The organism is Streptomyces sp. NPDC002730, assembly GCF_042888805.1.
Classification (GTDB): domain Bacteria; phylum Actinomycetota; class Actinomycetes; order Streptomycetales; family Streptomycetaceae; genus Streptomyces.
Genome location: NZ_JBIAQG010000008.1, coordinates 41,061 through 64,830, shown reverse-complemented (window position 1 = coordinate 64,830; position 23,770 = coordinate 41,061). Strand labels below are relative to the sequence as shown.

Below are 23,770 nucleotides of genomic sequence, written 5' to 3'. Positions count from 1 at the left end.
ACTGCCTCCTGTGCTTCTTCCTGTGGCCGCTGAGTTGTGGCCGGCCTAGCGGGCGCCGGGCGCCCTCGTTGTGCGCCGTGCCGCTGCCTGGGTTATCCGGTCGAACATGACCCCGAGCAGAACGATGGCCAGGCCCGCTGCCAGGCCCTTGCCGTACAACTGGCCCTGGGAGAAACCGGCTACGACGTCATAGCCCAGGGCGCCCGCACCGACCAGACCGCCCACGACCACCATGGACAGGACGTAGATCAGTCCCTGGTTGGTCGCGAGTGTCAGGGCGCTGCGTGACATGGGGAGCTGCACCTTGGTGATGATCTGCCAGGTGCTGGAGCCGGCTGCCGTGGCGGCCTCCACCGTGGTCTGTGGCACCGCTCGCACACCGTCCGCGATGATCTTGATCGTCACGGGGGCCGCGAAGACGACCGCGGCGATGATCGCCGTGAAGCGCGTCGCACCGAACAGCGCCAGGAACGGCACCAGATACACGAAGGAGGGCATGGTCTGGCCCGCGTCGAGGCTGGGTCTGATCAGCCGGTCGACCAGCGGACTGCGGCCCATCCAGACACCGACCACGACGCCGAGCAGCATCACGATCAGAGTCGCCACCGCCGTGGAGGCCAGCGTCGTCATGCTGTCCGACCACACCCCGGTCCCGACGAGCAGTGCCACACAGACCGCCGCCGTGACACCCGCGCGCCACCCGCCGAGCACGGCACCGACGGCGACGAGGACGACGCCGACCAGCCACCAGGGGGACTCGGTGAGCAGTGTCTCGAAGGGGTTGAGCAGCGCTGTGGTGATCAGGTCCCTGGTTCCGTTGGTCAGTCCGCCGAAGGTGTCCTGCGTCCACAGGGTGACCGAGTCCGCCGTGCGGGCGATCGCGCCGCCGACTGAGGCGTCGCCGGGGAACTGGGCTGCCCACACATAGGTGTGGGACAGCCACACGCACACCGCGGCCGCCGCGCCACCGGCCAGCAGGAGGGGCCGGCGCCACTTCGTGAAGCGGCCGGCGCGGCGCTTCCTCGCGGCCTCCACACGGTCACCCGCCGCGGTCGTCACCCGGTCCAGCACGATGGCCATGACGACGATCGCGAGGCCTGCGTTGAAGGCGACGCCGACGTCCAGGGTCTGCAGCGCCTTGACGACCGTCTTGCCCAGCCCGGGCGCGTCGATCAGGGCGGCGATGGTGACCATGGACAGCGCGGCCATGATGGTCTGGTTGACGCCCATCACCACGGTCCGCTTGGACATGGGCAGCAGCACCTTGGTGAGCGTCTGCCCCCGGGTGGATCCCAGCGACTCTGCGGCCTCGACCGTGGTGGCGGGCACCGAGCGGATGGCGTGCGCGGTGATGCGTATGGCGGGCGGCGCCGCGTAGATGAGCGTGGCGATCGTCGCGGATGCCGGGCCGATGAGGAAGAACAGCGTCAGCGGAGCCAGGTAGACGAAGGTCGGCATCGTCTGCATGAAGTCCAGGAACGGCGTGATGGCTCGGTTCACCCGGTCGGAGAGCCCGGCCCAGATGCCGAGCGGGATGCCGATGAGCAGGGAGACGAAGACCGCCGACAGGGTCAGGGCCAGCGTGTCCATGCTCTCCTGCCACAGTCCCTGCAGCCCGAGGAAGACGAACCCGGCCACGGCCAGGGCCGCGACGCGTATGTTCCCGAACGCCCAGGAGACATATCCGGCGAGGCCGACGACGCCCAGCCAGCCGATGACGGGGACCGGGCGCCCACCCTGCGGCTGGGAGATCAGCGACTGGATGAAGGTGACGAGATTGTCGATGACCAGCCGGATCTCGTTGAAGAAGTAGAGGAAGAGCGGGTTGCTGTTGCGGTTCGCCCCGATGCTGTCGTTGACCGAGTTGAACCAGCGGTGCAGGTCCGTCAGGTCGGCCGCCGCCAGCGCCAGGGTCTCCCGCCCGCGCAGGGCGGCGAACAGCACCAGCCAGGCGAGCACGATCGCGGCCACCACGACGCGGCGGCTGACTCGGCGCACGGCCCGGGCCGGGGCGGCCGCGTCGGCGGCGACAGCCATCACGCGCCGCCTTCCTGTCCGGCGACGACCGCGAGGATCTCCTCGTCGCCGACGATGCCCAGCAGCTTGCCGTCCTGGACGACCTTGACCGGCCTGTCGGCGGCGAGCACCGCCCGCGTCGCCTCGCGCACCACGACGTCCGGGCCCAGCTCCGGGCCGTCGAGGGCGTCGCCGGGCTCCGGGGCGCGCATGATCCAGCGCAGGGTCAGGACTTCGGCGCGGGACACGTCCTTGACGAACTCGCGGACATAATCGTCGGCGGGCGCGCCGACCAGTTCGTCACCTGTGCCGCACTGGACCATCTTGCCGTCGCGCATGATGAGAATGCGATCGCCGAGCTTGAGCGCCTCGGACAGGTCGTGGGTGATGAAGACCATGGTCTTGCCGACCTCGTGGTGCAGGCGGATGACCTCGTTCTGCATGTCGCGGCGGATCAGCGGGTCGAGCGCGGAGAACGGCTCGTCGAAGAAGAGCACGTCCGGATCGCCGGCGAGCGCACGGGCGAGACCGACGCGCTGCTGCATGCCGCCGGAGAGCTGGTCGGGGTAGGAGTGCTCGTATCCGGCCAGGCCGACCAGTTCGACGACCTCCATGGCCCGCTTGACGCGCTCCGCCTTGCCCATGCCACGTATCTCCAGGCCGTACGAGACGTTGTCGACGACCCGGCGGTGCGGCAGCAGCCCGAAGTGCTGGAAGACCATGGAGAACTTGCGGCGCCGTAGCTCGCGCAGCCGTTTGGCGTCCGCGCCACGGATGTCCTCGCCCTCGAAGTTCACCTCGCCCGCGGTGGGTTCGATCAGCCGGGTGAGACATCGCACCAGCGTGGACTTGCCGGAACCGGAGAGGCCCATCACGACGAAGACCTCGCCGGGCGACACGTCGAAGTTCACATCCCGTACGGCGGCGGTGCATCCCGTGCGGTCCATGAGCTCGCGGCGCGTGAGTCCGCACAGCTCCGCGGAATCCGGCACCTGGTCTGCCTTGGGCCCGAACACCTTCCACAGCCCGCGCACGGAGATGACCGGGGGCCTGTCCTGGTCCTGGGACGTGCCGCGCCGCTGCGGCAGTTCAGTCTCTGTTGGGGTCACGGTCGACCTCTCTTCGGCATTCAGCCGCGGAACCAGTGTTGCGGCCGGGGTTGGATGTTCTGCCAGATGTGCTTGGGCTCGCGATATTCGTCCAGGCCCGTCGGCCCCAGTTCCCGGCCCACGCCCGAGTGGCCGAAGCCACCCCATTCCGCCTGCGGTACATAGGGGTGGTAGTCGTTGATCCACACGGTGCCGTGGCGCAGCCGTCGCGCGACCCGCTGGGCCTTGCCGGCGTCCTGCGTCCATACGGCTCCGGCGAGTCCGTACTCGGTGTCATTGGCGATGCGTACGGCGTCGTCCTCGCCGCTGAAGCGCTCGACGGTCAGCACGGGGCCGAAGGACTCCTCATGCACCACACGCATGTCCTGGCGACACTCGTCGAGCACGGTCGGCGGGTAGTAGTAGCCGCTCGCGAGTTCGGGGTCCTCCGGGCGACTGCCGCCGCAGCGCAGTACGGCGCCCTCGGCGAGGCCCGCGGCGACGTAGGCCTCGACCTTCTCCCGGTGCTGTGCGGAGACCAGCGGTCCCGTATCGGCCTCGGGATCGAAGGGGCCGCCCAGACGGATTCGCCCGGCACGGCGTACGACCTCGTCGACGAAGGCGTCATGGAGCTCGTCCTCGACGATCAGACGGGCGCCGGCCGAGCAGACCTGCCCGGAATGCAGGAAGACGGCCGTGAGAGCGAAGTCCACCGCGGCCTCGAAATCGGCGTCGGCGAAGACCACATTGGGGTTCTTGCCACCCAGTTCGAGGGCGACCTTTTTCACGGTCGCGGCGGCCGTGGCCATGATCCTTCGGCCGGTGTCGAGGCCCCCGGTGAAGGAGATCATGTCGACGGCGGGGTCTTCGGACAGCGGTGCGCCCACCTCGGGACCGGCGCCGAGCACGAGGTTGGCGGCGCCGGCCGGCAGACCGGCCTCCTCAAGTGCCCGCATCAGCAGGATCGATGTGGACGGGGTGAGCTCGCTCGGCTTCAGCACGACCGTGTTTCCGGCCAGAAGAGCGGGGGCGACCTTCCACGACGCCTGGAGCAGCGGATAGTTCCACGGGGTAATCAACCCGCAGACTCCGACCGGCTCGTAGGTGACGCGGCTGACGGCGTCGTCGCGTCCGGTGTCGACCACCCGGCCGGCGCTGGTGCCCGCGATCCCGCCGTAGTAGCGGAAACAGGAGACCACATCGGCGATGTCGTACTCGCTCTCCACCAACCGCTTGCCGGTGTCCAGTGATTCGGCGCGGGCGAACTCCTTGGCGTCGCGCTCGATCAGATCGGCGGTGCGCAGCAGCAGCGCGCCGCGTTCCCGCTCGGGGGTTCGCGGCCAGGGGCCTTCGTCGAAAGCCCGGCGGGCCGCTGCGATCGCGGCCTCGCTGTCGGCCCGGGTCCCTTCGGACACGACCGCCGCAAGCGTGCCATCTGCGGGGCAGAGGATCTCCCGGTGGCCCCCGGCCACCGGATCGCGCCATTCTCCGTCCAGATACAGGTCTGCCACGTGCGGAGCCCTTCGACCGAAGTTCGTTGCGCATCATGCACTGCATTGCTTGTGGTGGAACACCCTGGCCCGAACGCATGACCCACGTCAAGAGGGCAAAACGGGCGGATTCCGCCCTGGAGCCCAGTTGTCCCGCTTCTCTTGACCGCGGCCCACGAGGGGCTGACCATGTTGCGTATCACTCACCGTGTTGTGCAATACGCACCAACGGAGGCCGCGTATGTCCCCTCGACCGCAACCTGGCCGCGAATACGTCCTCACCCTCTCGTGCCCGGACCAGGCCGGACTGGTGCACGCCGTGAGCGGCTACCTGGTCAGGAACTCCGGCAACATCCTGGAGAGCCAGCAGTTCGACGACCGGCTTCAGGACCGTTTCTTCATGAGGGTCCACTTCGATGTGTCCGACCCCGACACCGACGTGAAACAACTGCGTGACCGATTCGGCCCCGTCGCCGAGGCCTACCGGATCTCGTGGACCCTGCGGGACGCCTCGACGCCGACGCGCACGCTGATCATGGTGTCGAAATTCGGCCACTGCCTGAATGACCTCCTCTTCCGTCGGCGCACCGGCGCTCTCAACATCGAAATCCCGGCCATCGTCTCCAACCACGAGGAGTTCGAGGAGTTGGCCGGGACCTACGGCATCCCCTTCCACCACATCCCGGTGACCAGGGACACCAAGGCCGACGCCGAGGCACGTCTTCTGGAGCTGGTGCGCGAGCTGGACATCGATCTGGTGGTGCTCGCCCGCTATATGCAGATCCTCTCGGACGACCTGTGCAAGCAGCTCGAGGGCCGGGCCATCAACATCCACCACTCCTTCCTGCCCAGCTTCAAGGGCGCACGCCCGTACGGGCAGGCGTACGACCGCGGCGTGAAGCTCGTGGGCGCCACGGCGCACTATGTGACGCCGGACCTGGACGAGGGCCAGATCATCGAGCAGGACGTGGTTCGCGTGGATCACTCGCTCGACCCGGACGAACTGGTCACGGTTGGGCGGGACGTGGAGGCACAGGTGCTGGCGCACGCCGTGAAGTGGCACAGCGAGAGCCGCGTGATGGTGGACGGGAACCGTACGGTGGTCTTTCGCTGAACCCCGGGGCTCCGCCCCGGACCTCGCGCCTCAATCGCCGTACGGGCTCCATCGGAGCCCGTACGGCGATTGAGGACACGCCCGAAGGGCGTACCGGGGTCCGGGGACTAACAACCGTCGAGGCGCTCCAGCATGCCGCGGCGCCAGCGCTCCGTCTCGGCGAGCTGGTTGAAGGTGAACAGGTGCAGGCCCGCGACGGCCGCCGAGGGAGCAGTGAGCGCGTCGGCGCTGCGTCTGAGCAGCCGATCGGGCGAGTAGCCGCCCGGTGCCGCGAAGCGCAGAAACCAGGAGGCGTGCCCGGCCAGGAACCGCGCCGACTCCCCCACCCCGATCTTTGTCGCCATGGAGAGCAGCTTCGCCCGCTCAACGGGGCCGGCGACGCCCACATGGACGGGCAGCACGATGTCGCGCCGGCGTACCCGCACGAGCCAGTCGCCGAGCACGCGAGGATCGAAGCACAGATTGCTGACGATGTACGTGGCGTGCGCGCGCTTGTCCCACATCGACTGGACGATGACGTCGTCGTCGATGAGCGGATGACTCTCGGGGTAGCCGGTGATGCCGATGTGTGTGAAGGGGCTGCCCAGCTCGCTCAGCCTGCGCAGCACCGGCAGCGCTCCCTGGTACGTCCCGGCCGGCGGGTCGGCGTCCCCGGCCGGGACGAAGATGTCGTCGATGCCCGCCGCACGGAGCCGGCCGACGACGTCCGCCAGGTGCGCGTCGTCCCGCAGCAGCCGCGCGGGCACGTGCGGGACGACGCGGTAGCCGTGCGCCGCCAGCCGGGTGGCGAGGTCGAGCGTCGGCTCCAGGCCCTTGACCGGCGACGCGGTGACCGTGACCACCACGTCGCGCGGCACATGGGCGAGCACCTTGTCCTGTGTGGACTTCGCCGGCAGGACCTCGTAGCGGACGCTCTTCAGCAGTGTTCTCACCGTGGGTCGCGGTGCCGGTAGTACTGGGCCTTGGAGGCCGGAAGCGGCTTCTTGCCGAGGATGAGGTCGGCGGCCTTCTCCGCGATCATCATCACGGGTGCGTAGATGTTGCCGTTGGTGACGTACGGCATCACGGAGGCGTCCACGACGCGCAGCCCCTCCACGCCGTGCACCCGCATGCTCTCCGGGTCGACCACGGCCATCTCATCGGTGCCCATTTTGCAGGTGCAGGAGGGGTGCAGGGCGGTCTCGCCCTCCTTCGCGACCCAGGCGAGGATCTCCTCGTCGCTCTCCACGGACGGTCCGGGTGAGATCTCCCCGTCGTTGTACGGGGCGAGCGCGGGCTGGTTGAGGAGCTTGCGCGTCACCCGGACCGCCTCGACCCATTCGCGGCGGTCCTGTTCGGTGGACAGGTAGTTGAAGCGCAGCGCCGGGTGCTCGCGCGGGTCCTTGCTCTTGATCTTCACGGAGCCGAGGGCGTCGGAATACATGGGTCCGACGTGCACTTGGTAGCCGTGCCCGCCCGCCGGCGAGGTGCCGTCGTAGCGGACCGCGATGGGCAGGAAGTGGAACATCAGGTTGGGGTAGTCCACGTCCTCGTTGCTGCGGGCGAAGCCGCCGGCCTCGAAGTGGTTGGTCGCGGCCGGACCCTTGCGGAAGAGCCACTGGAGGCCGATGAACGGGGCACGCCACTTCGCCATGTACGGCTGCATGGAGACCGGCTGCTTGCAGGCGTACTGGACGTACACCTCCAGGTGGTCCTGCAGATTCTCGCCGACTCCCGGCAGATGGTGGACGACGTCGACGCCCAGGGACTTGAGTTCCTCCGCGTTGCCGACGCCGGAAAGCTGCAGCAGTTGGGGGGAGTTGATCGCACCGCCGCAGAGGATCACCTCGCGGGCGCGGACCTGCTGGGGCTTGCCACGGCCGCGCCGGTACTCGACACCGACGGCGCGCTTGCCCTCGAAGATCACGCGGGTGACAAGGGCACGGGTCTTGACGTCAAGATTCGGCCGCCTCTTCACGGGCTTGAGGTACGCCTTGGCGGCTGACAGACGGCGTCCGCGGTGGACGTTGCGGTCGAACGGGGCGAAGCCTTCCTGCCGGTAGCCGTTGACGTCGTCGGTGCGGGGGTAGCCGGCCTCCTGGACGGCCTCGAGGAAGGCGGGGAAGAGCGGGCTGGAGGCCGGGCCGCGTTCGAGGACGAGAGGGCCGTCGTGGCCGCGGAACTCGTCGTCGGGGTCGGCCGCCAGGCAGTTCTCCATGCGCTGGAAGTACGGCAGGCAGTGTGCGTAGTCCCAGGTCTCCATCCCCGGGTCGGCCGCCCACCGCTCGTAGTCCATGGGGTTGCCCCGCTGGAAGATCATGCCGTTGATGCTGCTGGAACCGCCGAGCACTTTGCCGCGGGCGTGGTAGACGCGGCGGCCGCCCATATGGGGCTCGGGCTCGGATTCGTACTTCCAGTCGTAGAAGCGGCTGCCGATGGGGTAGGTCAGCGCCGCGGGCATGTGGATGAACACGTCCCACGGATAGTCGGACCGTCCGGCCTCCAGCACCAGAACGCTGTTGTCCGGATCGGCGGAGAGCCGGTTCGCCAGTGCGCTGCCGGCCGATCCGCCGCCGACGATGACGAAGTCGTACTGCAGGGGAGCCATGGCTACCTCGTCTCGATCGCGCCGTTCGATACGCGGGGCATGCTAGTACGGGTAGCGCCATACGCACCAGGTTGCGAGCCACGCAACTTACCGAGACGTGCGTTCCTCTGCCCAGCTGTTGTTTACTGCGCGTATAGTTTCGCTGTGAGCAACTACAGTCCAGATACCGAAACGACCGGTTCGCAGCCCGGCGGAGTCCAGTCCGTCGACCGCGCCATCAGCGTGCTGGAAATCCTTGCCCAACAGGGCGAAGCGGGCGTCAGTGACGTGGCAGCCGAGATCGACGTCCACAAATCCACGGCATTCCGCCTGCTCGGCGCGCTGGAGGCGCGCGGTCTGGTGGAGCAGGCGGGCGAGCGCGGCAAGTACCGCCTCGGCTTCGGCATCGTGCGCCTGGCCGGCGCGGTCACGGGCCGCATCGACATCACGCAGCAGGGCCGCCCGGTCTGCGAGCGCCTCGCAGAGGAGATCGGCGAGACCGTCAACATCGCCGTCATGCAGGAGCACTTCGCGATCAACCTGTTCCAGGTGCGCGGGCCCGCCGCAGTGGCGGCGCACAACTGGGTCGGCCAGCTGACCCCGCTGCACGCCACCTCCAGCGGCAAAATCCTGCTGGCCCACCTGCCCGCCAAGGAGCGTGCCGAGCTCCTGTCGCAGACAGGCCTGAAGAAGGTGACCCCGCACACCCTGACCGCGAAGACGAAGCTCGAGAAGAACCTCGCCGAGGTCAGAGAGCACGGCTACTCCTGGACCAAGGAGGAACTGGAGCTCGGGCTGCACGCCATGGCCGCGCCGGTCCGCAACAGGGACGGAGAGGTCATCGCGGCACTCAGCGCCTCGGGGCCCTCGTACCGGTTCACGGAGGAGCGCATGCGCGAGCTCGCCCCATTGCTGATCCAGGGTGCGGAAGAGATCAGTCACCGGATGGGCTACCTGGGCTGACCCGGGCGCGCCCGCTCCGGCCGCAGGAGCGGTCGGAGCGTCATGAGCAGGGCGTGGGTCACCGCGGGGATTCCCGGGCGGCCCAGGTCTCGCTCCTGCCGATCCGAATGCCGCCGTCGTCGGCGCTAATCCGACCGCTGGGTGCCCAGGCGCTCGTGGATCCAGTCGTGGAACACGCCGATGTGGTGCTCGCTGGGTACGAGTACGCCGCCCTTGGCGTACAGGCGGGAGCTCATCGCGGGCTGGCAGCGCTCGCAGGCGTCGAAGTCCTGCCGGTTGACCCGGTCGAAGAGCTCCACGGACCGGCTGACATCCCTGCCGCTGTCCACCACGTCCTTGAGGTAGAGCCAGTCGCACTCGACGATCGTGCGGTCGACAGCAACCGGGTACATCCGGTGGAAGATCACGTGGTCGGGGACGAGATTGATGAATACCTGCGGCGGGACGGTGATCGCGTAGTAGCGGCGGTCCTGGTCCTCGGAGACCCCGGGGATGCGGTCCAGGCCTTCGGAGCCGTCCACGGTAAAGCCCTTGACCTCCGCACCGAATTCGGCGCCGTGGCCGACGTAGTACTGCGCGGCATAGCCGTCGGCGAACTCCGGCAGAACCTCGGTGAGTTCCGGGTGGATCGTTGCGCAGTGGTAGCACTCCATGAAGTTCTCGATGATCAGCTTCCAGTTCGCCTTCACGTCGTAGACGATCCGCCTGCCGACCTCGAGGCTTTCCACGTCGTAGCGCTCGATCGACTCCACGTCACCGAGCCGTGCGACGACCTCACCGACGACCTGTTCCTCGAAGGAGGGCGGGGTCTCCGCCAGACAGACCCAGACATAGCCCAGCCATTCGCGAGAGGCCACATTCGCCAGGCCGTACTCGACACGGCCGACGTCGGGCATCTTCGTGAGGTTGGGCGCCGCGACGAGCTTGCCCGTCAGGTCGTACGTCCACGCGTGGTACGGGCACTGGAAGGCGCGCTTGACCTCGCCGGTCTCCTCCGTACAGAGCTTGGCGCCACGGTGCCGGCAGACATTGAAGAAGGCGCGGACGGAGTTGTCCCGGGCCCGGGTGACGAGGATGCTCTCGCGTCCCACCTCCACAGTCCGGAAGGCGCCGGGCTTGGCCAGGTCGGAGGAGCGCGCGACGCAGAACCACATCTCCTCGAAGATGTGCTCCTGCTCCTGGGCGAAGATCCCGGGATCGGTGTAGTAGGAGCCGGGGAGCGTGGCGATCAGGCTGTCCGGCAGGCTGGTCGAGGTCACAGTGCACTCCTCGCGGGGTGACGTCGTTGATCGGTCGTCGCGCCGGGGACGAGGTGGTCCGAGCGGCGTAGTGCGATATGCAATACATGGCGTGCTGAGCAACAGCGGGTGACGCCGCGCGAGTGGCGTCAGAGCGTGGCGGCAGCGAGCTGCTTGCGCCAGCGGGTGAACAGGCGCGGCTGGTTCATCCCGAGGACCGCGACCGGATGGCCCGACCGCCTGTAGACCGCCAGGAAGCTGCGGTCGTCCGGGAGCCCCTCCTCGACCGTCACACTGTCGGCCCCGGCGGAGTGCCCGGCGAACTGGATCCGTACGCCGTACTGGTCCGACCAGAAGTACGGCGGCTTGGGCACTCCCGGCGTTGCCGCACCGCCGGACAGCAGCGCGGCCACGGCCGCGTCGGGCCGTTCCCGCGCGCCGGTCCAGTGCTCGACGCGCCGGTGGACCCCGGCGACCGGGTCGTACCAGGAGGCGCAGTCGCCGACCGCGACCACAGCGGCCACGCTTGTGCGGCCGTCCGCGCCGCACGTGACGCCGTCGTCCAGGGCGACGCCACAGCCGTCGAGCCACTCGACGCACGGACGGGCGCCCACGCCGACGACGACGGTGTCGGCCGGGATGCTGCGGCCGTCCTCCAGCAGGACCGCCTCGACGCGGGCCGCCCCGCTCAGGCCTTTGACGCCGACGCCGCAGAGCAGACGTACGCCGTGGTCCGCATGGAGCGTGGAGACGACGCCTCCCATGACCTCGCCGAGCGGGCCGGCCAGCGGAGTCGGTGCCGCCTCGACGACCGTCACGTCAAGTCCCAGGCCGTACGCGGTCGAGGCGACCTCGGCGCCGATGAACCCGCCGCCGATCACCACCAGCCGCCCGCCCCGGGTCAGGTCGGCCCGCAGGGCACGGGCGTCGTCCAGGGTGCGCAGCGTATGCACCCCGGCCAGGCCGTCGCTGCCCGGCAGCATGCGCGCGGTCGCACCGGTGGCGATGACGACCCCGTCGGCACGGACGGACCGGCCGTCCGCGAGCCGCACAGCACGGTCACCGAGGTCGAATCCCGCGGCCCGCACGCCGAGCAGCCACTCCGCCTGAAGGTCCTCACCGTCCGCCTCCAGCGCGAGATCCGCTTCGCGGATCGTGCCGGCGAGGAACTCCTTGGACAACGGCGGCCTGTCGTACGGACGGTGCGGCTCGTCACCGATCACGACCAGCCGTCCGTCGTAACCCTGTTTCCGCAGGGAGCGTGCGGCCGACAGTCCCGCGAGCGAGGCGCCGACCACGGCCACCGTCCTCACGCGAGACCTCCGGCGAGCCGCGCCGCGATGCAGGGCGGCAGATTCGGGGCCGCCGTGGACGGCTGGACGTAGATCATGCCGTCCTCGATCAGGACCTCATGGGTGCGGACGGGGAGCTTGGCCGGCGGTGAGTCGACGGCCCCCGTCCGGAGGTCGAACTTCGAGGCGTGCAGCGGGCATTCGACTTCGCGGCCCTCCAGCCAGCCGTCGGCGAGCGACGCGTCCTGGTGGGTGCAAGTGTCGTCGATGGCGAAGACCTCGCCGTCATCGGTGTGGAACACCGAGACGGGCGGATCGATGTCGAGCCGGTAGGCCTCGCCTCGCGGCAGATCCGCGAGACGGCACGCGGGAATCATCATGACACCTCGGGTGCTCGGGTGCATATAACGAAACAGATTGCGGTAAGCGCAACGCCAGTTTGAAGTCCCCCAAAGCCCGTGTCAAGGCATCCCCCGGACAGGCCGACCCCTTGTTCCATGTTTCTTTTTACGCAACGCTGTGCGTACTACACAACTTCCGATCCGGAAGGAACGACGTGGCGATCAGCGTCTTCGACCTGTTCAAAGTGGGTATCGGCCCCTCCAGCTCGCACACCGTGGGGCCGATGAAGGCCGCCCGCCTCTTCGTCAACGCGCTGGACGAGGACGGCCTGCTGTCCCGCGCCGCGTCGGTGCGGGCAGAGCTCTTCGGCTCCCTCGGTGCCACCGGCCACGGTCACGGCAGTGACAAGGCGGTACTCCTGGGCCTGGAGGGCGAGGACCCCGAAACCGTCGACACCGACACCGTGGACGACCGGGTGCACCGGATCCGCGAGACGGGCCGGCTGCGACTCCTGGGCGTCAAGGACGTGGACTTCCGCGAGCGCGAGCACCTGGTGCTGCACCGCCGCCGCGCTCTTCCCTTCCACCCCAACGGCATGCGGTTCCAGGCCCTGGACCACGACGGCGGCGAGCTGAGGACAGGTACGTACTACTCGGTGGGCGGGGGCTTCGTCGTCGACGAGACCGCGACAGGAGCCGACCGGATCAAGGCCGACGACACACCCGTACGCCTCCCCTTCCGCTCCGCGTCCGAACTGCTGCTGCGCGCCTACGAGTCCGGCCTGCCCCTCAGCGGAGTGATGCTCGCCAACGAACTGTCCTGGCGGAGCGAGAGCGAGGTCCGAGCCGGCCTGCTGAGGATCTGGACCGTGATGCGGGAGTGCGTCGACCGCGGCTGCTCACGGACCGAGACCACCCTGCCCGGGCGGCTGAAGGTGCCACGCCGCGCTCCCCGGCTATTGCGCACCCTCGCCGAGGACACCACCCAGCCCGGGGACCCGCTGAAGGTCATGGACTGGGTCAATCTCTACGCCCTGGCCGTGAACGAGGAGAACGCCTCGGGCGGCCGCATCGTGACCGCGCCCACCAACGGCGCCGCCGGAATCGTGCCTGCGGTGCTCCACTACTACACCCGCTTCGTTCCCGGGGCCGACGAGGACGGAGTCGTCCGCTTTCTGTTGGCCGCCGGCGCGGTGGGAGCGCTGTTCAAGGAGAACGCCTCGATCTCCGGGGCGGAGGTGGGCTGCCAGGGCGAGGTCGGGTCCGCCTGCTCCATGGCAGCCGCCGGTCTTGCCGAGGCACTCGGCGGCACGCCGGAACAGGTCGAGAACGCGGCCGAGATCGGCATGGAGCACAATCTCGGACTGACCTGCGACCCGGTCGGAGGACTGGTCCAGATCCCCTGCATCGAGCGGAACGCGATCGCCTCGGTCAAGGCGATCAATGCGGCGCGGATGGCGCTGCGCGGCGACGGCACCCATGTGGTCTCGCTCGACAAGGTCATCAAGACCATGCGCGAGACCGGCGCCGACATGAAGGTGAAGTACAAGGAGACCTCCCGCGGAGGCCTCGCGGTCAACGTCATCGAGTGCTGACCCGATGGAATGCCGCCGCGAGGCCGCCGCGAGGCGGCCAGAACCCGCAATCAGAACCCGCGGTCAGAATCCGCGGTCGATCCACTCCTGAAGATGCGGGGCCTCGGCGGCGATGGTGGTCGTGTCCCCGTGGCCGGTATGCACGACGGTGTCGTCCGGCAGTGCCAGCAGCCGGTCCCGGATCGACTCGATGATGGTGCCGAAGTGGCTGTACGACCGTCCCGTCGCCCCCGGCCCGCCCGCGAAGAGCGTGTCACCGCTGAAAAGGGCGTTCAGAGCGGGCGCGTACAGGCAGACCGCTCCGGGGGCGTGGCCGGGGGTGTGCAGCACCGTCAGATCGACACCCGCAACCGTGATGATCCGGCCGTGGGCCAGTTCACCGTCGGGCAGCCGCTCGGGATGGGTCTGCTTCCACAGCGGCAGGTCGTCCGGGTGCAGCAGGATCGGAGCGCCGGTCCGGTCGGCGAGCACCGGGGCGGCGTCGATGTGGTCGTTGTGGGCGTGCGTGCAGACGATCGCGCGAAGCGCCCGGCCCCCGAGCGCGGCCACGATGGCGTCGGCGTCGTGCGCGGCGTCGATGACGATCGCCTCGCTGTCGTCGCCGACCAACCACACGTTGTTGTCCACGTCCCAGGTGCCGCCGTCCAGGGAGAACGTTCCGGACGTGACCAGTCGTTCGATGCGCGCGGACGTCACAGGACCACCACCGAGCGCAGCACGTCGCCGTGATGCATCCGCTCGAAGGCCTTCTCGACATCGTCCAGCGCGATGGTCTCGGTCACAAACGCCTCCAGATCCAGGCGCCCCTGCAGATGGAGGTCGATCAGCATCGGGAAGTCGCGGCTCGGGAGGCAGTCCCCGTACCAGGACGACTTGAGCGCTCCGCCGCGTCCGAAGACGTCCAGCAGTGGCAGCTCCAGTTTCATCTGCGGGGTCGGCACCCCTACCAGGACGACGGTCCCGGCCAGGTCGCGGGCGTAGAAGGCCTGTTCGTACGTCTCCGGACGGCCGACGGCCTCGATGACGACGTCCGCGCCGAAGCCGCCGGTCAGTTCGCGGACCGCCTCCACCGGATCGGTCTCCTTGGAGTTGACGGTGTGTGTGGCGCCGATCTTCTTCGCGGTGGCCAGCTTCCGCTCGTCGATGTCCACCGCGATGATCTTGGCCGCGCCTGCGAGCCGGGACCCGGCGATCGCCGCGTCGCCCACGCCGCCGCAGCCGATGACGGCGACGGAATCGCCGCGTCCGACGGAGCCGGTGTTGATCGCGGCGCCGATGCCCGCCATCACACCGCAGCCCAGGAGCCCGGCGACCGCGGCCGACGCCCTCTCGTCGACCTTCGTGCACTGCCCGGCCGCCACCAGCGTCTTCTCGGCGAAGGCGCCAATGCCCAGGGCCGGGGACAGCTCGGTACCGTCGGCGAGGGTCATCTTCTGCTTGGCGTTGTGGGTGTTGAAGCAGTACCAGGGCCGCCCCCGCAGACAGGCCCGGCACTGTCCGCAGACCGCACGCCAGTTCAAGATGACGAAGTCGCCGGGTTCGACCTCGGTGACGCCCTCGCCGACCGCCTCGACCCGGCCCGCCGCCTCATGGCCGAGCAGGAAGGGGAAGTCGTCGTTGATGCCGCCCTCGCGATAGTGCAGATCGGTGTGACAGACCCCGCAGGCCTCGACTTTCACCAGCACCTCACCCGGGCCGGGGTCAGGCACGATGATCGTTTCCAGGCTGACGGGGGCGCCCTTCCCCCGCGCGACAACAGCACGGACCTGGTGAGTCATGGCCACTCCTCAGCTGATACGAATCCACGGGGTACGCGTTGCTTATTACGGCACGCACCTCATGTGCCGCAACAACAGCATCATGGAGGGCCGACCTACGGTCAAGGATCCTGCGTATCAGGCATGCTGGATGACGGTGTCGATCCGCGCGTCGGGCACGGAGTTCAGTCGATGCGGATCACGACCTTGCCGAAGGCGGTGCCCTCGGCGTAGTAGCGGTAGGCGTCCCGCACTTCGTCGAAGGCGAAGACGCGGTCGATGACAGGCCGGGTCCCGTGGGAGTCCGTACGTAGTCGACTGCCCGGCCGAGCCGTGGCCCGACCGATGTCACCCCGACAGGGAACGCCGACCCGTGCTCGCCAGCTCGTTGAGAGGGCCGTCGGTCAGCGTGGCGCGCTGGTCGATCGCCACCGGCAACCGTGCCATGGTGGAGGGCTCGATGAGACCCGCCTGCCCCAGGACCGATGCCTGGTCCCAGTAGATGTGCTCGCTCGCGATCAGGATGCCGTCGAACGACACGACGGCTATGACGGCGATGCTTATAGCCCTTCCCGTCGGGGCCACACCGGGAAGGATCCAGGGGACTTCAATGTCATGGGTGAACGAGACCAGCATCTCGTCGGCGATGCGGTCGTCGCCGATGGTCCGGGTCAGGGTCGCAATCGTGAAGTCCCGTGGATTGCGGCCGATGAACCAGCGGCGATAGAAGTCGCGCACGGGCCCCCTGCCGCGGGCGCCCATGGCAGTGGGCACATGGAGCACCGCTGGTGCGTCCGTCATGGTCTCCATCGTCGCGTCGACGTCGAGTGTGGCGAACTCGCTGCTGGTGTGGAGCTCCCACACGCGCTCCAACTGCGAGCGGACGGAGTCGGTCGTCATGGAAGGGCCTCCTCGGGCTTCCATCCCCAAACGGTGATCAGTCCGGGTGAGAGTGCGGCGCATTCGGACGAGTCGAGCGAACGGATGGCCGTGTCGATCGTCGCTTCGTCGACCAGCCCGGTGTCCACGATGCTTGTCCTGGCCCGGTCCCAAGTCTGCGCCCAGAAGCGGCTGATGGGGCTGCCGGGCAGCAGGGGAGGTACATGGATCTCGGCCGCGACGGAGGTGAGACCCGCGTCGCGCAGCAGTCGTGGGTACTGCGGCACCCAGGTGACGTCGGTGCCGATGGTGTTTCGCAAGCCTTCCCACATCGCTCGCATGACCTCGGCGTACGGGGTGCTGGGGGCGCCTGCCGTCGTCAGGTCGACGGCGTCGCCGAGAACCAGAACGCCACCCGGGGCCACCAGCTCGCAGAGTTTGGTGATCATGCGCCGGTAGGAGGGCAGATGCATGAGGACGAACCGCGCGTGGACCAGGCGGAACCGGCCCGGGTCGAAGTCCGGCGCGCTGATGTCGGCCTCCAGCACCCGGAGCCCGTCAGTGGGAGACGCCGCGAGGAAGCGTACGTCGCGATCGACCGCGAGCACGGAGGCGACCCCGGCCCGGCGCAGCAGCTGCCTTGCGACGGTGCCGGTGCCCGCCCCCACGTCCAGGCAGTGCCAGCCCGGGCCGGCTCCCAGCTCTCTCAGCCGGGCCAGGGTGGTGGCGTCATAGGTGAGCCCGCCAAGGTCGATGCGCTCGGCCTCGCCGCTCTGCTCGGGCCTGAATACCGTTTCTCCGTACCGCCTTGGGGACGGAGCATCGTCATGGCGGGGCACAGACACGTACGCGTCACCGCCTTCACCTCGGGGCGTCGCGCGAGCAGGGTGCTGCGGGGCAGGGGGCAACAGGGGCAGCCACCGTCTCGTACTCCTTCATTATGACCGTCAAGACCGGTCGCTTCCTGTCCCGCCCGGCGCGGTAGCAATCGGCCGGAGAACGGCGGGGCCGGCAGAGCAGCCCAGGCCGTAGCAGGCGGGCCGGCTCCAGCCGGATGGCGTGCTCGCAGGACTCGCGTGCGGCAGCGTCGCATGAATGTGGATATTCTGCTGCTCGAACTCTTGCAAATTCACATTCATTTCGGCAGGATCTGCCGAGTCCACGCCGGTCTGCCGCATATCTGGCTGTCCGTGGACCCATGGGTCGCTGAAACGACACACCCTGACCTCTTCGTCAGCCCCTGGCGGGCCTGCTGTCCCATGGGGGAGCACCGCCGGATGCGCCGTTGTGGTTTCTCTTGAAAGGCACGTCCGTTGAGCATGAGATCCGGCATCGGTGGCGGTCTGCGGGCGGATGCCCTCAGCACGTACGACATGGTGGTCATGGCCGTCGCGGGCTGTGGTCCGGCATACACGGTCGCCGGAACGATTCCCGCGCTGATCGCTGCCGTCGGTGTGGCAAGCCCCGCCGCTCTGCTCTATTGCGCGATACCGGTGATCGGCATCGCCCTGGCCTACCGGCAACTCGGCCGCGTGGACCCCAACGCGGGGGCCGCGTACAGCTGGGTCGCCCGGTCGTTGCACCCCTTCCTCGGGTTCCTGTGCGGCTGGTCGCTCGTGGTCGCCTGCACCGTCTTCATGGCGTCCAGCACCGTGCCCGCCGGCAATGCGACGCTCTCACTCGTCGCGCCGAGCCTGGTCGGTGACCCAGTGCTGGCCGCGGTCGTCGGCTCCGGCTGGTTCCTCCTGATGGCAGGGGTGGTGGCGTACGGAGCCCGGATCGGAGCCCGCGCGCTGGCCGTCATCACCGCCGTACAGCTGTTCCTGCTGATCGGCTTCGCGGTGGCTGCGCTGCTGTCCGACGGGAGCGGGACGGAGTTCTCCCCCTCCTGGTTCGGCTTCAGTCACTTCGAGGGACAGGAATCCTTCGTGACGGGCGCGCTGATCGCCACCTTCGCGTACTGGGGGTGGGACGTGACCAGCAATCTGGGTGAGGAGACCCGGCGCGGCTCGCGTGGTTCGGGGTTCGGCGGGGTCATCGGTGTGGTCTTGGCGTTCCTGCTGTTCGCGCTGATAGCCGTCGCGGTCAATGTCCTCATGACGCCGACCGCCGTGTCGAGCGCCCCGGAAGGCATTCTGATCGCGCTCGGTCAGCAGGTCTGGCCGGGTGTAGGCGGCACGTTGCTGGTGCTCGCGCTGCTGCTGTCGACGGTCGCCATGCTGGAGACCGCCCTCATCCAGGCCAGCCGCACCCTGTTCGCCATGGGCCGGGACAGGACGCTTCTCCCCGTCCTGGGCCGTATCCACGCCAAGCGGCATACGCCGTGGGTGGCCACCGCCACCATCGCGGTGGCCGCAAGCACGCTCGCCATCGTCGAGGCCGCCCGGCTGAAGCCCGGCGAGTCGCTGCTCTCGGACGCGGTCAGTGGCGTGGGTCTGCAGGTCACCTTCTACTACTGCCTCGCCGGACTGAGCGCCGTCGTCGTCCACCGCAAACTGCTGCGCACCTCCGCGTCCAACTTCCTCCTGATGGGACTCTGGCCGCTGGCCGGCGCGTTGTTCATGCTGTGGATCATGATCGAGTCCGTTGCCTCCCTGAGCACGTCGGCGCTGATCATCGGGTTCGGCACGCTGGCCCTGGGACTCGCGCCGATGCTCACCGCGTGGCTCCGGCAGCGGCCGTACTTCGAGCCCGGGCGCCTCGACGCCGACCGGGCACGCGCCATGGACGATTCCTTCGGCGGCGCGGACTCCGACGAGACGCACGCCGTCAACCTGACCAGGAACCAGGACGAGCTCCTCACCGACTTCTGACTCCAGTTCCGCCTTCTCATTCAAAGGACGCCTGCCATGGCCCCGGCCTGGAACCGAAGACGCTCCGCGGCACCTCACTACGACCAGACCTTCGGCGACAAAGCGCTGTCCGCCGCATGCGAGGACATGGTCATGGGCCGCTGGGAAGGCGCACACGATCTGCTGGCCACCGGCCCCCACAAGGACTGGGACCGCCGCAGTCACCGCATCCGGCTGCTCGCCCACACCGCCGCCGACAAGCGGATCGTGGAAGCCTGGCAGACCGCCCAGCCGAACAGCGCGGACGCCGTCGTACTGCGGGCGGACACCGAGGTGATGCGGCTTTTCGCGGCCGCCCGTACGGGAACCCTGCCCGGGCCCGACAGCCTGGACCGCACGGCCCACATCTGTCTCAACGCCTCCGAGGCCTTCCCTGAGGACCCCCATCCCTGGGTATCGCTGATCACGCTGGGCAGGCTGTACGGCAGCGGGAACCACTCGATGAACCGGTGGTGGCCGGAACTCCTGGCCCGCGACCGGTACCACCGCGAGGCGCACCATCAGGCTCTGCGCTACATGTCGGCGCGCTGGCACGGCTCGCACGGCCAGGCCTACGCCTTCGCCCGTGACTGCGCGGTCTACGCACCGGCCGGCTCCCCGTTGCTGGTGATGCCGCAGATCGCTCGCGCGGAGGAGTTCCGGCACCGCACCGAGACCGAAGGGGCCAGGCCGCACACGATGGTCGGCTACTGGGCCGGGGAGCGCTGGGACCTGTTGGAGACCATGGAACGCTGGATAGCGGTCCGATCCCCCATCGAGGGGGCGCAGGACGTCGCCGATCTCAACCATCTCGCTCACGGTCTCGCGCACGCCGGACTTCTCGTCGAGGCCGCGACGGTCTTCGATCTGCTCAAGGGACGGGCCACCCGGGCGCCGTGGTCGTACACGGGCGACGCGGAAGCCGAGTACATGCGCTGGCGTGAGCGGGCGTCCCGTGCGGCGGCGGAGCAGACGGATCCCCGGAAAGGCTGACCTCTGATGCGTACCGGCTCCTTCAACGAGGGCAGCCTGCTGGAGCAGGCGGTGCAGGCTGCGGTGAGCGGTGCGAGTTTCGCTCCGTTCACCGAGGGGCCGGTCGGTGCTGTCGACCGTCGCAGAGGGGCGGCGCACAGTGCGGGAGCGGTGTTCCGGTCGATGCTCGGGAAGGACTTCAGCCTGGGGCAGCCCGGTGCCCGTGAGCGGGTGGGGACCGAGTCGTCTCCGTACGGCTTCAGCCTGGGCGTGCGCTATCTCCGTTCCGAACCCAGTGAGTTGGTGGGGGCGGCGGTGCGGGCGACGGCGGGCTGGCGTGCGGCGGGACCGCGGCGCCGGGCCGGGCTCGCGGTGGAAATGCTCTGCCGACTCCATGACCGCAGCCATGAGATCGCGCACGCGCTGCATCACACCACTGGGCAGGCGTACACCACGGCCCACCGGGCGGGCGGTCCGCAGGCGCAGGACCGGGGACTCGAGGCGGTGGCCCATGCGCTGACCGAGTCAGTGCGCAGACCCGCCGCCCTGTCCTGGGAGCATCCCGGCAAGTTGGGCGGCCCCGTGCAGATGGACGGCACGTGCACTGTCGTCCCGCGCGGCGTCTCGTTGCTCATCGGCTGCCCGGACTTCCCCACCTGGAACGGCTATCCGGGCCTCTTCGCAAGCCTGGTGACCGGGAATCCGGTGATCGTCAAGCCCCACCCGCGCGCGGTCCTGCCGCTCGCGCTGACCGTACAGGTCGCCAGGGACGTACTGGCGAAGGCGGGGCACGATCCCAATGTGGTGACACTGATGGCGGAAAAGCCCGGTGAGAAACTGGCGTCCCGGCTCGCGACCGACCCCGCGGTCCGACTCATCGACTTCACCGGCTCGGCCCGGTTCGGCGACTGGCTGCGGCGCAATGCCCGTCAAGCCGGCGTATACGCCACACCGGTCGGGGCCAACACGGTGCTGGTGGACTCCACCGACGACTACCGCAGAATGCTGCGCGAGCTCGCGCTGTCCCTGTCGCTGTGCAGCGGCCAGAGCTGCACCGCGCCGCAGAACATCCTGGTGCCTTCCGGCGGGATCACCACCAACGAAGGCCACAAGCCCATTGGGCGGTTCAGCGTCGATCTGAGTCGCGCCGTGAAGCGGCTCCTGGCGGATCCAAGGCGTGCGGCAGGGATTCTCGGGGCAATTGGCAGCGACCGCATCCGCAGCTCCCTCGCGCATGCGGCCGAATGCGGGGTGGTGGTGCACGCATCCCTGCCGGTCGCACACCCCGACCATCCGGCGGCGGACATCCGTACCCCGCTGATCGTCCGGCTGGAGGCACACGACGAGCAGGTGTACTCCCGCGAATGGGCCGGGCCCGTCTCCTTCGTGATCGCCACCAAATCGACCTCGCAGAGCCTGGACATCTTCCGCCGCACCGCGCGCGGACACGGCGGCCAGTACGCCTCGGTCCACTCGACGGACCCGCTGGTCCTGGGGGCCGCAGAGGCAGCATCGCTCGACGCCGGAGTACATCTGTCGGAGAACCTCGCCGGTAATGTCTTCATGGACCAGTCGGCGGTGTACGGCGACTTCTGCGAGGCGGGCGCGCCCGTGGGTGCTCACACCTCCCTCGCGGACCCCTCCTTCGTCACCGGCCGGTTCCGTGTCGTGCAGGCCCGCCGCCCTGCGGCCCCGGTACTGGGCGTGAGCTCTGTCGGGGCGTAAGAAGTGAGTGGCGCGAAGGAGCCGTGTTCGGTGCCTGCGCACCCGAAAGCGTGAATCGGACCACCCTGGCCAACTGAGCCGCACAGTCAGCTTTCAGAGGTGCGCGCTGTCCCGTGAAGCCCCTCGCGCGGCGAATTCCTCATTGGCATATCCGTCCGAGGCGCGGTCGCATGAAACGCCATTGAGGCGCGATCATTGCCTGGGGCCGAGACACCGGTCGCGGAGGAGGAGTGGACTGATGCTGAACGAACGCGCGGGACAGCCGGCGCGGCCTGAGGATCTCGTCGATGTAGCCCGGCTGGTGACCGCCTATTACGCATTGCACCCCGATCCCGCCGAACCCTCCCAGCGCGTCGCCTTCGGCACGTCGGGGCACCGCGGGTCTTCCCTCGCCACTGCTTTCAACGAGGATCACATCGCCGCGACGAGCCAGGCGATCGTCGAGTACCGGGCCCGTCAGGGCACCGACGGGCCTCTGTTCCTCGGCGCGGACAGCCATGCGCTGTCGGAACCGGCCTGCGTGACCGCCATCGAGGTCTTCGCGGCCAACGGAGTGACCGTACTGATCGATACCGAAGACGGTTACACCCCCACTCCGGCCGTGTCGCACGCGATCCTTACCCACAACCGCGGGCGTGCCTCCGGGCTGGCCGACGGTGTGGTGGTCACCCCCTCGCACAACCCGCCGGCGGACGGCGGGTTCAAATACAACCCGCCGAGCGGAGGGCCGGCCGGCTCCGAGGCAACCGGTTGGATCCAGGAGCGCGCCAACCAGATCATTGAGGGAGATCTGAAGGATGTGCGCAGGCTGCCCTACGCCCGCGCGCTGGCCGCCTCGACCACCGGGCGGTACGACTTTCTCGGCTCCTACGTGCGGGACCTGCCGTCGGCACTCGATCTGGACGCCGTGCGCGCCGCGGGCGTGCGGATCGGTGCCGACCCCCTGGGAGGCGCGTCGGTCGCGTACTGGGGCCGCATCGCCGAGGAGCACCGTCTCGACCTGACGGTGCTCAACCCGCACACCGATCCGACGTGGCGGTTCATGACCCTCGACTGGGACGGCAAGATCCGGATGGACTGCTCCTCCCCGTACGCGATGGCGTCACTGATCGAGGGCCGCGACCGCTTCCAGATCACCACCGGCAACGACGCGGACGCCGATCGGCACGGCATCGTCACGCCGGACGGCGGACTCATGAATCCCAATCACTACCTCGTCACCGCGATCGACTATCTCTTCAGCCACCGCGAGCAGTGGCCGGCCGGTGCCGGCGTCGGCAAGACGCTGGTGTCGTCCGGCATGATCAACCGGGTGGCCGCCGACCTCGGCCGCGAGCTGGTCGAAGTACCCGTGGGGTTCAAGTGGTTTGTGGACGGGCTGGCCGAGGGCACCCTGGGCTTCGGCGGCGAGGAATCCGCCGGTGCCTCCTTCCTGCGCCGCGACGGCTCGGTGTGGACCACCGACAAGGACGGCATCCTCCTGGCGCTGCTCGCGTCCGAGATTCTGGCGGTGACGGGGCGGACACCGAGCGAGCACTACGCATCGCTCACGGCCCGGTTCGGCGAGCCTGCCTACGCCCGCGTCGATGCTCCCGCAACCCGGGAGGAGAAGGCCGTGCTGAGCCGCCTCTCCGCCGACCAGGTGACAGCCGACTCCCTCGCCGGGGAGCCGATCACCTCGGTGCTCACGCACGCTCCGGGAAATGGGGCTCCCATCGGAGGTCTCAAAGTCACGACGGACAACGCCTGGTTCGCCGCACGCCCTTCGGGCACGGAGGACGTCTACAAGGTGTACGCCGAGTCCTTCCTCGGACCCGAACACCTGACCCGTGTGCAGGAGGAGGCACGTTCCCTCGTCTCTGCGGCCCTGGGCGGTTGACCTCCCGGGTCGTACGGCGGTTGT

The 23,770-nt window shown here is 68.8% G+C and carries 20 protein-coding genes; 7 read left to right on the top strand and 13 right to left on the bottom strand.

The genetic code is table 11. The annotated features are described in order from the left end of the window. Positions 1–45 precede the first annotated feature (45 nt). The 3 genes from ACFYXH_RS21045 to ACFYXH_RS21035 are packed head-to-tail and all read right to left on the bottom strand — an operon-like array spanning position 46 to position 4,615. Positions 46–2,037 (bottom strand): ABC transporter permease, encoded by a 1,992-nt coding sequence (locus ACFYXH_RS21045; protein WP_389564945.1) that lies wholly within the window; start codon positions 2,035–2,037, stop codon positions 46–48. After that, the gene (locus ACFYXH_RS21040) at positions 2,037–3,125 is read right to left on the bottom strand and encodes a glycine betaine/L-proline ABC transporter ATP-binding protein (RefSeq protein WP_389564942.1); all 1,089 of its coding nucleotides are present in this window, start codon (positions 3,123–3,125) and stop codon (positions 2,037–2,039) included. The genes ACFYXH_RS21045 and ACFYXH_RS21040 overlap by 1 nt, the downstream gene beginning before the upstream one ends. Before the next feature lie 20 nt (positions 3,126–3,145). Continuing rightward, positions 3,146–4,615, bottom strand: coding sequence for an aldehyde dehydrogenase family protein (locus tag ACFYXH_RS21035; RefSeq protein ID WP_389564939.1), 1,470 nt, complete (start codon positions 4,613–4,615; stop codon positions 3,146–3,148). Positions 4,616–4,835: 220 nt separating this feature from the next. Between ACFYXH_RS21035 and purU the strand changes: the two genes are divergently transcribed. After that, a complete protein-coding gene (purU, locus tag ACFYXH_RS21030; protein ID WP_327327842.1) occupies positions 4,836–5,708 on the top strand; it encodes a formyltetrahydrofolate deformylase in 873 nt (290 codons plus the stop codon). Between the two features lie 107 nt (positions 5,709–5,815). On the opposite strand, the gene ACFYXH_RS21025 is transcribed toward purU, so the two are convergent. Both ACFYXH_RS21025 and betA read right to left on the bottom strand, forming a co-directional pair. After that, on the bottom strand, positions 5,816–6,640 hold the full coding sequence (locus ACFYXH_RS21025) for a 5,10-methylenetetrahydrofolate reductase (RefSeq protein ID WP_389564935.1): 825 nt from the start codon (positions 6,638–6,640) through the stop codon (positions 5,816–5,818). Beyond that, positions 6,637–8,295: a choline dehydrogenase gene (gene betA / locus ACFYXH_RS21020; protein WP_389564932.1), complete on the bottom strand. Its 1,659-nt coding sequence runs from the start codon at positions 8,293–8,295 to the stop codon at positions 6,637–6,639. Before betA ends, ACFYXH_RS21025 begins: the two co-directional genes overlap by 4 nt. 144 nt (positions 8,296–8,439) lie before the next feature. Between betA and ACFYXH_RS21015 the strand changes: the two genes are divergently transcribed. After that, the gene (locus tag ACFYXH_RS21015; protein WP_327327839.1) at positions 8,440–9,237 is read left to right on the top strand and encodes an IclR family transcriptional regulator; all 798 of its coding nucleotides are present in this window, start codon (positions 8,440–8,442) and stop codon (positions 9,235–9,237) included. Between the two features lie 125 nt (positions 9,238–9,362). Here ACFYXH_RS21015 and ACFYXH_RS21010 read toward each other — a convergent pair whose 3' ends face one another. From ACFYXH_RS21010 to ACFYXH_RS21000, 3 genes are all read right to left on the bottom strand, one after another. After that, entirely contained in the window at positions 9,363–10,496 is a 1,134-nt protein-coding gene (locus ACFYXH_RS21010; protein WP_389564928.1) for an aromatic ring-hydroxylating dioxygenase subunit alpha, read from the bottom strand. A gap of 128 nt (positions 10,497–10,624) precedes the next feature. Next, the gene (locus ACFYXH_RS21005) at positions 10,625–11,788 is read right to left on the bottom strand and encodes an NAD(P)/FAD-dependent oxidoreductase (protein WP_389564925.1); all 1,164 of its coding nucleotides are present in this window, start codon (positions 11,786–11,788) and stop codon (positions 10,625–10,627) included. After that, on the bottom strand, positions 11,785–12,147 hold the full coding sequence (locus tag ACFYXH_RS21000) for a bifunctional 3-phenylpropionate/cinnamic acid dioxygenase ferredoxin subunit (protein ID WP_356233622.1): 363 nt from the start codon (positions 12,145–12,147) through the stop codon (positions 11,785–11,787). Before ACFYXH_RS21000 ends, ACFYXH_RS21005 begins: the two co-directional genes overlap by 4 nt. Before the next feature lie 176 nt (positions 12,148–12,323). On the opposite strand from ACFYXH_RS21000, the gene ACFYXH_RS20995 reads away from it, so the two are divergent. Beyond that, positions 12,324–13,703 (top strand): L-serine ammonia-lyase, encoded by a 1,380-nt coding sequence (locus ACFYXH_RS20995; RefSeq protein ID WP_389564921.1) that lies wholly within the window; start codon positions 12,324–12,326, stop codon positions 13,701–13,703. A 63-nt stretch (positions 13,704–13,766) separates the two neighbouring features. On the opposite strand, the gene ACFYXH_RS20990 is transcribed toward ACFYXH_RS20995, so the two are convergent. The 5 genes from ACFYXH_RS20990 to ACFYXH_RS20970 form a co-directional block, all read right to left on the bottom strand. Beyond that, a complete protein-coding gene (locus tag ACFYXH_RS20990) occupies positions 13,767–14,399 on the bottom strand; it encodes an MBL fold metallo-hydrolase (RefSeq protein ID WP_389564918.1) in 633 nt (210 codons plus the stop codon). Beyond that, the gene (locus ACFYXH_RS20985) at positions 14,396–15,481 is read right to left on the bottom strand and encodes an S-(hydroxymethyl)mycothiol dehydrogenase (protein WP_389564915.1); all 1,086 of its coding nucleotides are present in this window, start codon (positions 15,479–15,481) and stop codon (positions 14,396–14,398) included. Before ACFYXH_RS20985 ends, ACFYXH_RS20990 begins: the two co-directional genes overlap by 4 nt. Before the next feature lie 164 nt (positions 15,482–15,645). After that, a complete protein-coding gene (locus ACFYXH_RS20980; protein ID WP_389565782.1) occupies positions 15,646–15,807 on the bottom strand; it encodes a zinc-binding dehydrogenase in 162 nt (53 codons plus the stop codon). Position 15,808: 1 nt separating this feature from the next. Next, positions 15,809–16,360 carry a nuclear transport factor 2 family protein gene (locus tag ACFYXH_RS20975; RefSeq protein ID WP_389564912.1) on the bottom strand — a complete coding sequence of 184 codons (552 nt, stop codon included), beginning with the start codon at positions 16,358–16,360 and terminating at the stop codon, positions 15,809–15,811. After that, positions 16,357–17,184: a class I SAM-dependent methyltransferase gene (locus ACFYXH_RS20970; RefSeq protein WP_389564910.1), complete on the bottom strand. Its 828-nt coding sequence runs from the start codon at positions 17,182–17,184 to the stop codon at positions 16,357–16,359. The genes ACFYXH_RS20975 and ACFYXH_RS20970 overlap by 4 nt, the downstream gene beginning before the upstream one ends. Before the next feature lie 474 nt (positions 17,185–17,658). On the opposite strand from ACFYXH_RS20970, the gene ACFYXH_RS20965 reads away from it, so the two are divergent. From ACFYXH_RS20965 to pgm, 4 genes are all read left to right on the top strand, one after another. Further along, entirely contained in the window at positions 17,659–19,152 is a 1,494-nt protein-coding gene (locus ACFYXH_RS20965; protein WP_389565779.1) for an APC family permease, read from the top strand. A 36-nt stretch (positions 19,153–19,188) separates the two neighbouring features. Beyond that, positions 19,189–20,163, top strand: coding sequence for a hypothetical protein (locus tag ACFYXH_RS20960; protein WP_389564907.1), 975 nt, complete (start codon positions 19,189–19,191; stop codon positions 20,161–20,163). Between the two features lie 6 nt (positions 20,164–20,169). Further along, positions 20,170–21,867 carry a phenylacetic acid degradation protein PaaN gene (gene paaN, locus ACFYXH_RS20955; RefSeq protein WP_389564904.1) on the top strand — a complete coding sequence of 566 codons (1,698 nt, stop codon included), beginning with the start codon at positions 20,170–20,172 and terminating at the stop codon, positions 21,865–21,867. A 238-nt stretch (positions 21,868–22,105) separates the two neighbouring features. Further along, positions 22,106–23,746, top strand: coding sequence for a phosphoglucomutase (alpha-D-glucose-1,6-bisphosphate-dependent) (gene pgm, locus ACFYXH_RS20950; RefSeq protein WP_389564902.1), 1,641 nt, complete (start codon positions 22,106–22,108; stop codon positions 23,744–23,746). Positions 23,747–23,770: the final 24 nt, after the last annotated feature.

Excerpts from the sequence above, each read along its gene's own strand:
- ACFYXH_RS21045 (WP_389564945.1), bottom strand. The coding sequence starts at position 2,037 with ATGGCTGTCGCCGCCGACGCGGCCGCCCCGGCCCGGGCCGTGCGCCGA.
- purU (WP_327327842.1), top strand. The coding sequence starts at position 4,836 with ATGTCCCCTCGACCGCAACCTGGCCGCGAATACGTCCTCACCCTCTCG.
- betA (WP_389564932.1), bottom strand. The coding sequence starts at position 8,295 with ATGGCTCCCCTGCAGTACGACTTCGTCATCGTCGGCGGCGGATCGGCC.
- ACFYXH_RS21000 (WP_356233622.1), bottom strand. The coding sequence starts at position 12,147 with ATGATGATTCCCGCGTGCCGTCTCGCGGATCTGCCGCGAGGCGAGGCC.
- ACFYXH_RS20985 (WP_389564915.1), bottom strand. The coding sequence starts at position 15,481 with ATGACTCACCAGGTCCGTGCTGTTGTCGCGCGGGGGAAGGGCGCCCCC.
- ACFYXH_RS20975 (WP_389564912.1), bottom strand. The coding sequence starts at position 16,360 with ATGACGACCGACTCCGTCCGCTCGCAGTTGGAGCGCGTGTGGGAGCTC.
- ACFYXH_RS20965 (WP_389565779.1), top strand. The coding sequence starts at position 17,659 with ATGAGATCCGGCATCGGTGGCGGTCTGCGGGCGGATGCCCTCAGCACG.
- ACFYXH_RS20960 (WP_389564907.1), top strand. The coding sequence starts at position 19,189 with ATGGCCCCGGCCTGGAACCGAAGACGCTCCGCGGCACCTCACTACGAC.
- paaN (WP_389564904.1), top strand. The coding sequence starts at position 20,170 with ATGCGTACCGGCTCCTTCAACGAGGGCAGCCTGCTGGAGCAGGCGGTG.
- pgm (WP_389564902.1), top strand. The coding sequence starts at position 22,106 with ATGCTGAACGAACGCGCGGGACAGCCGGCGCGGCCTGAGGATCTCGTC.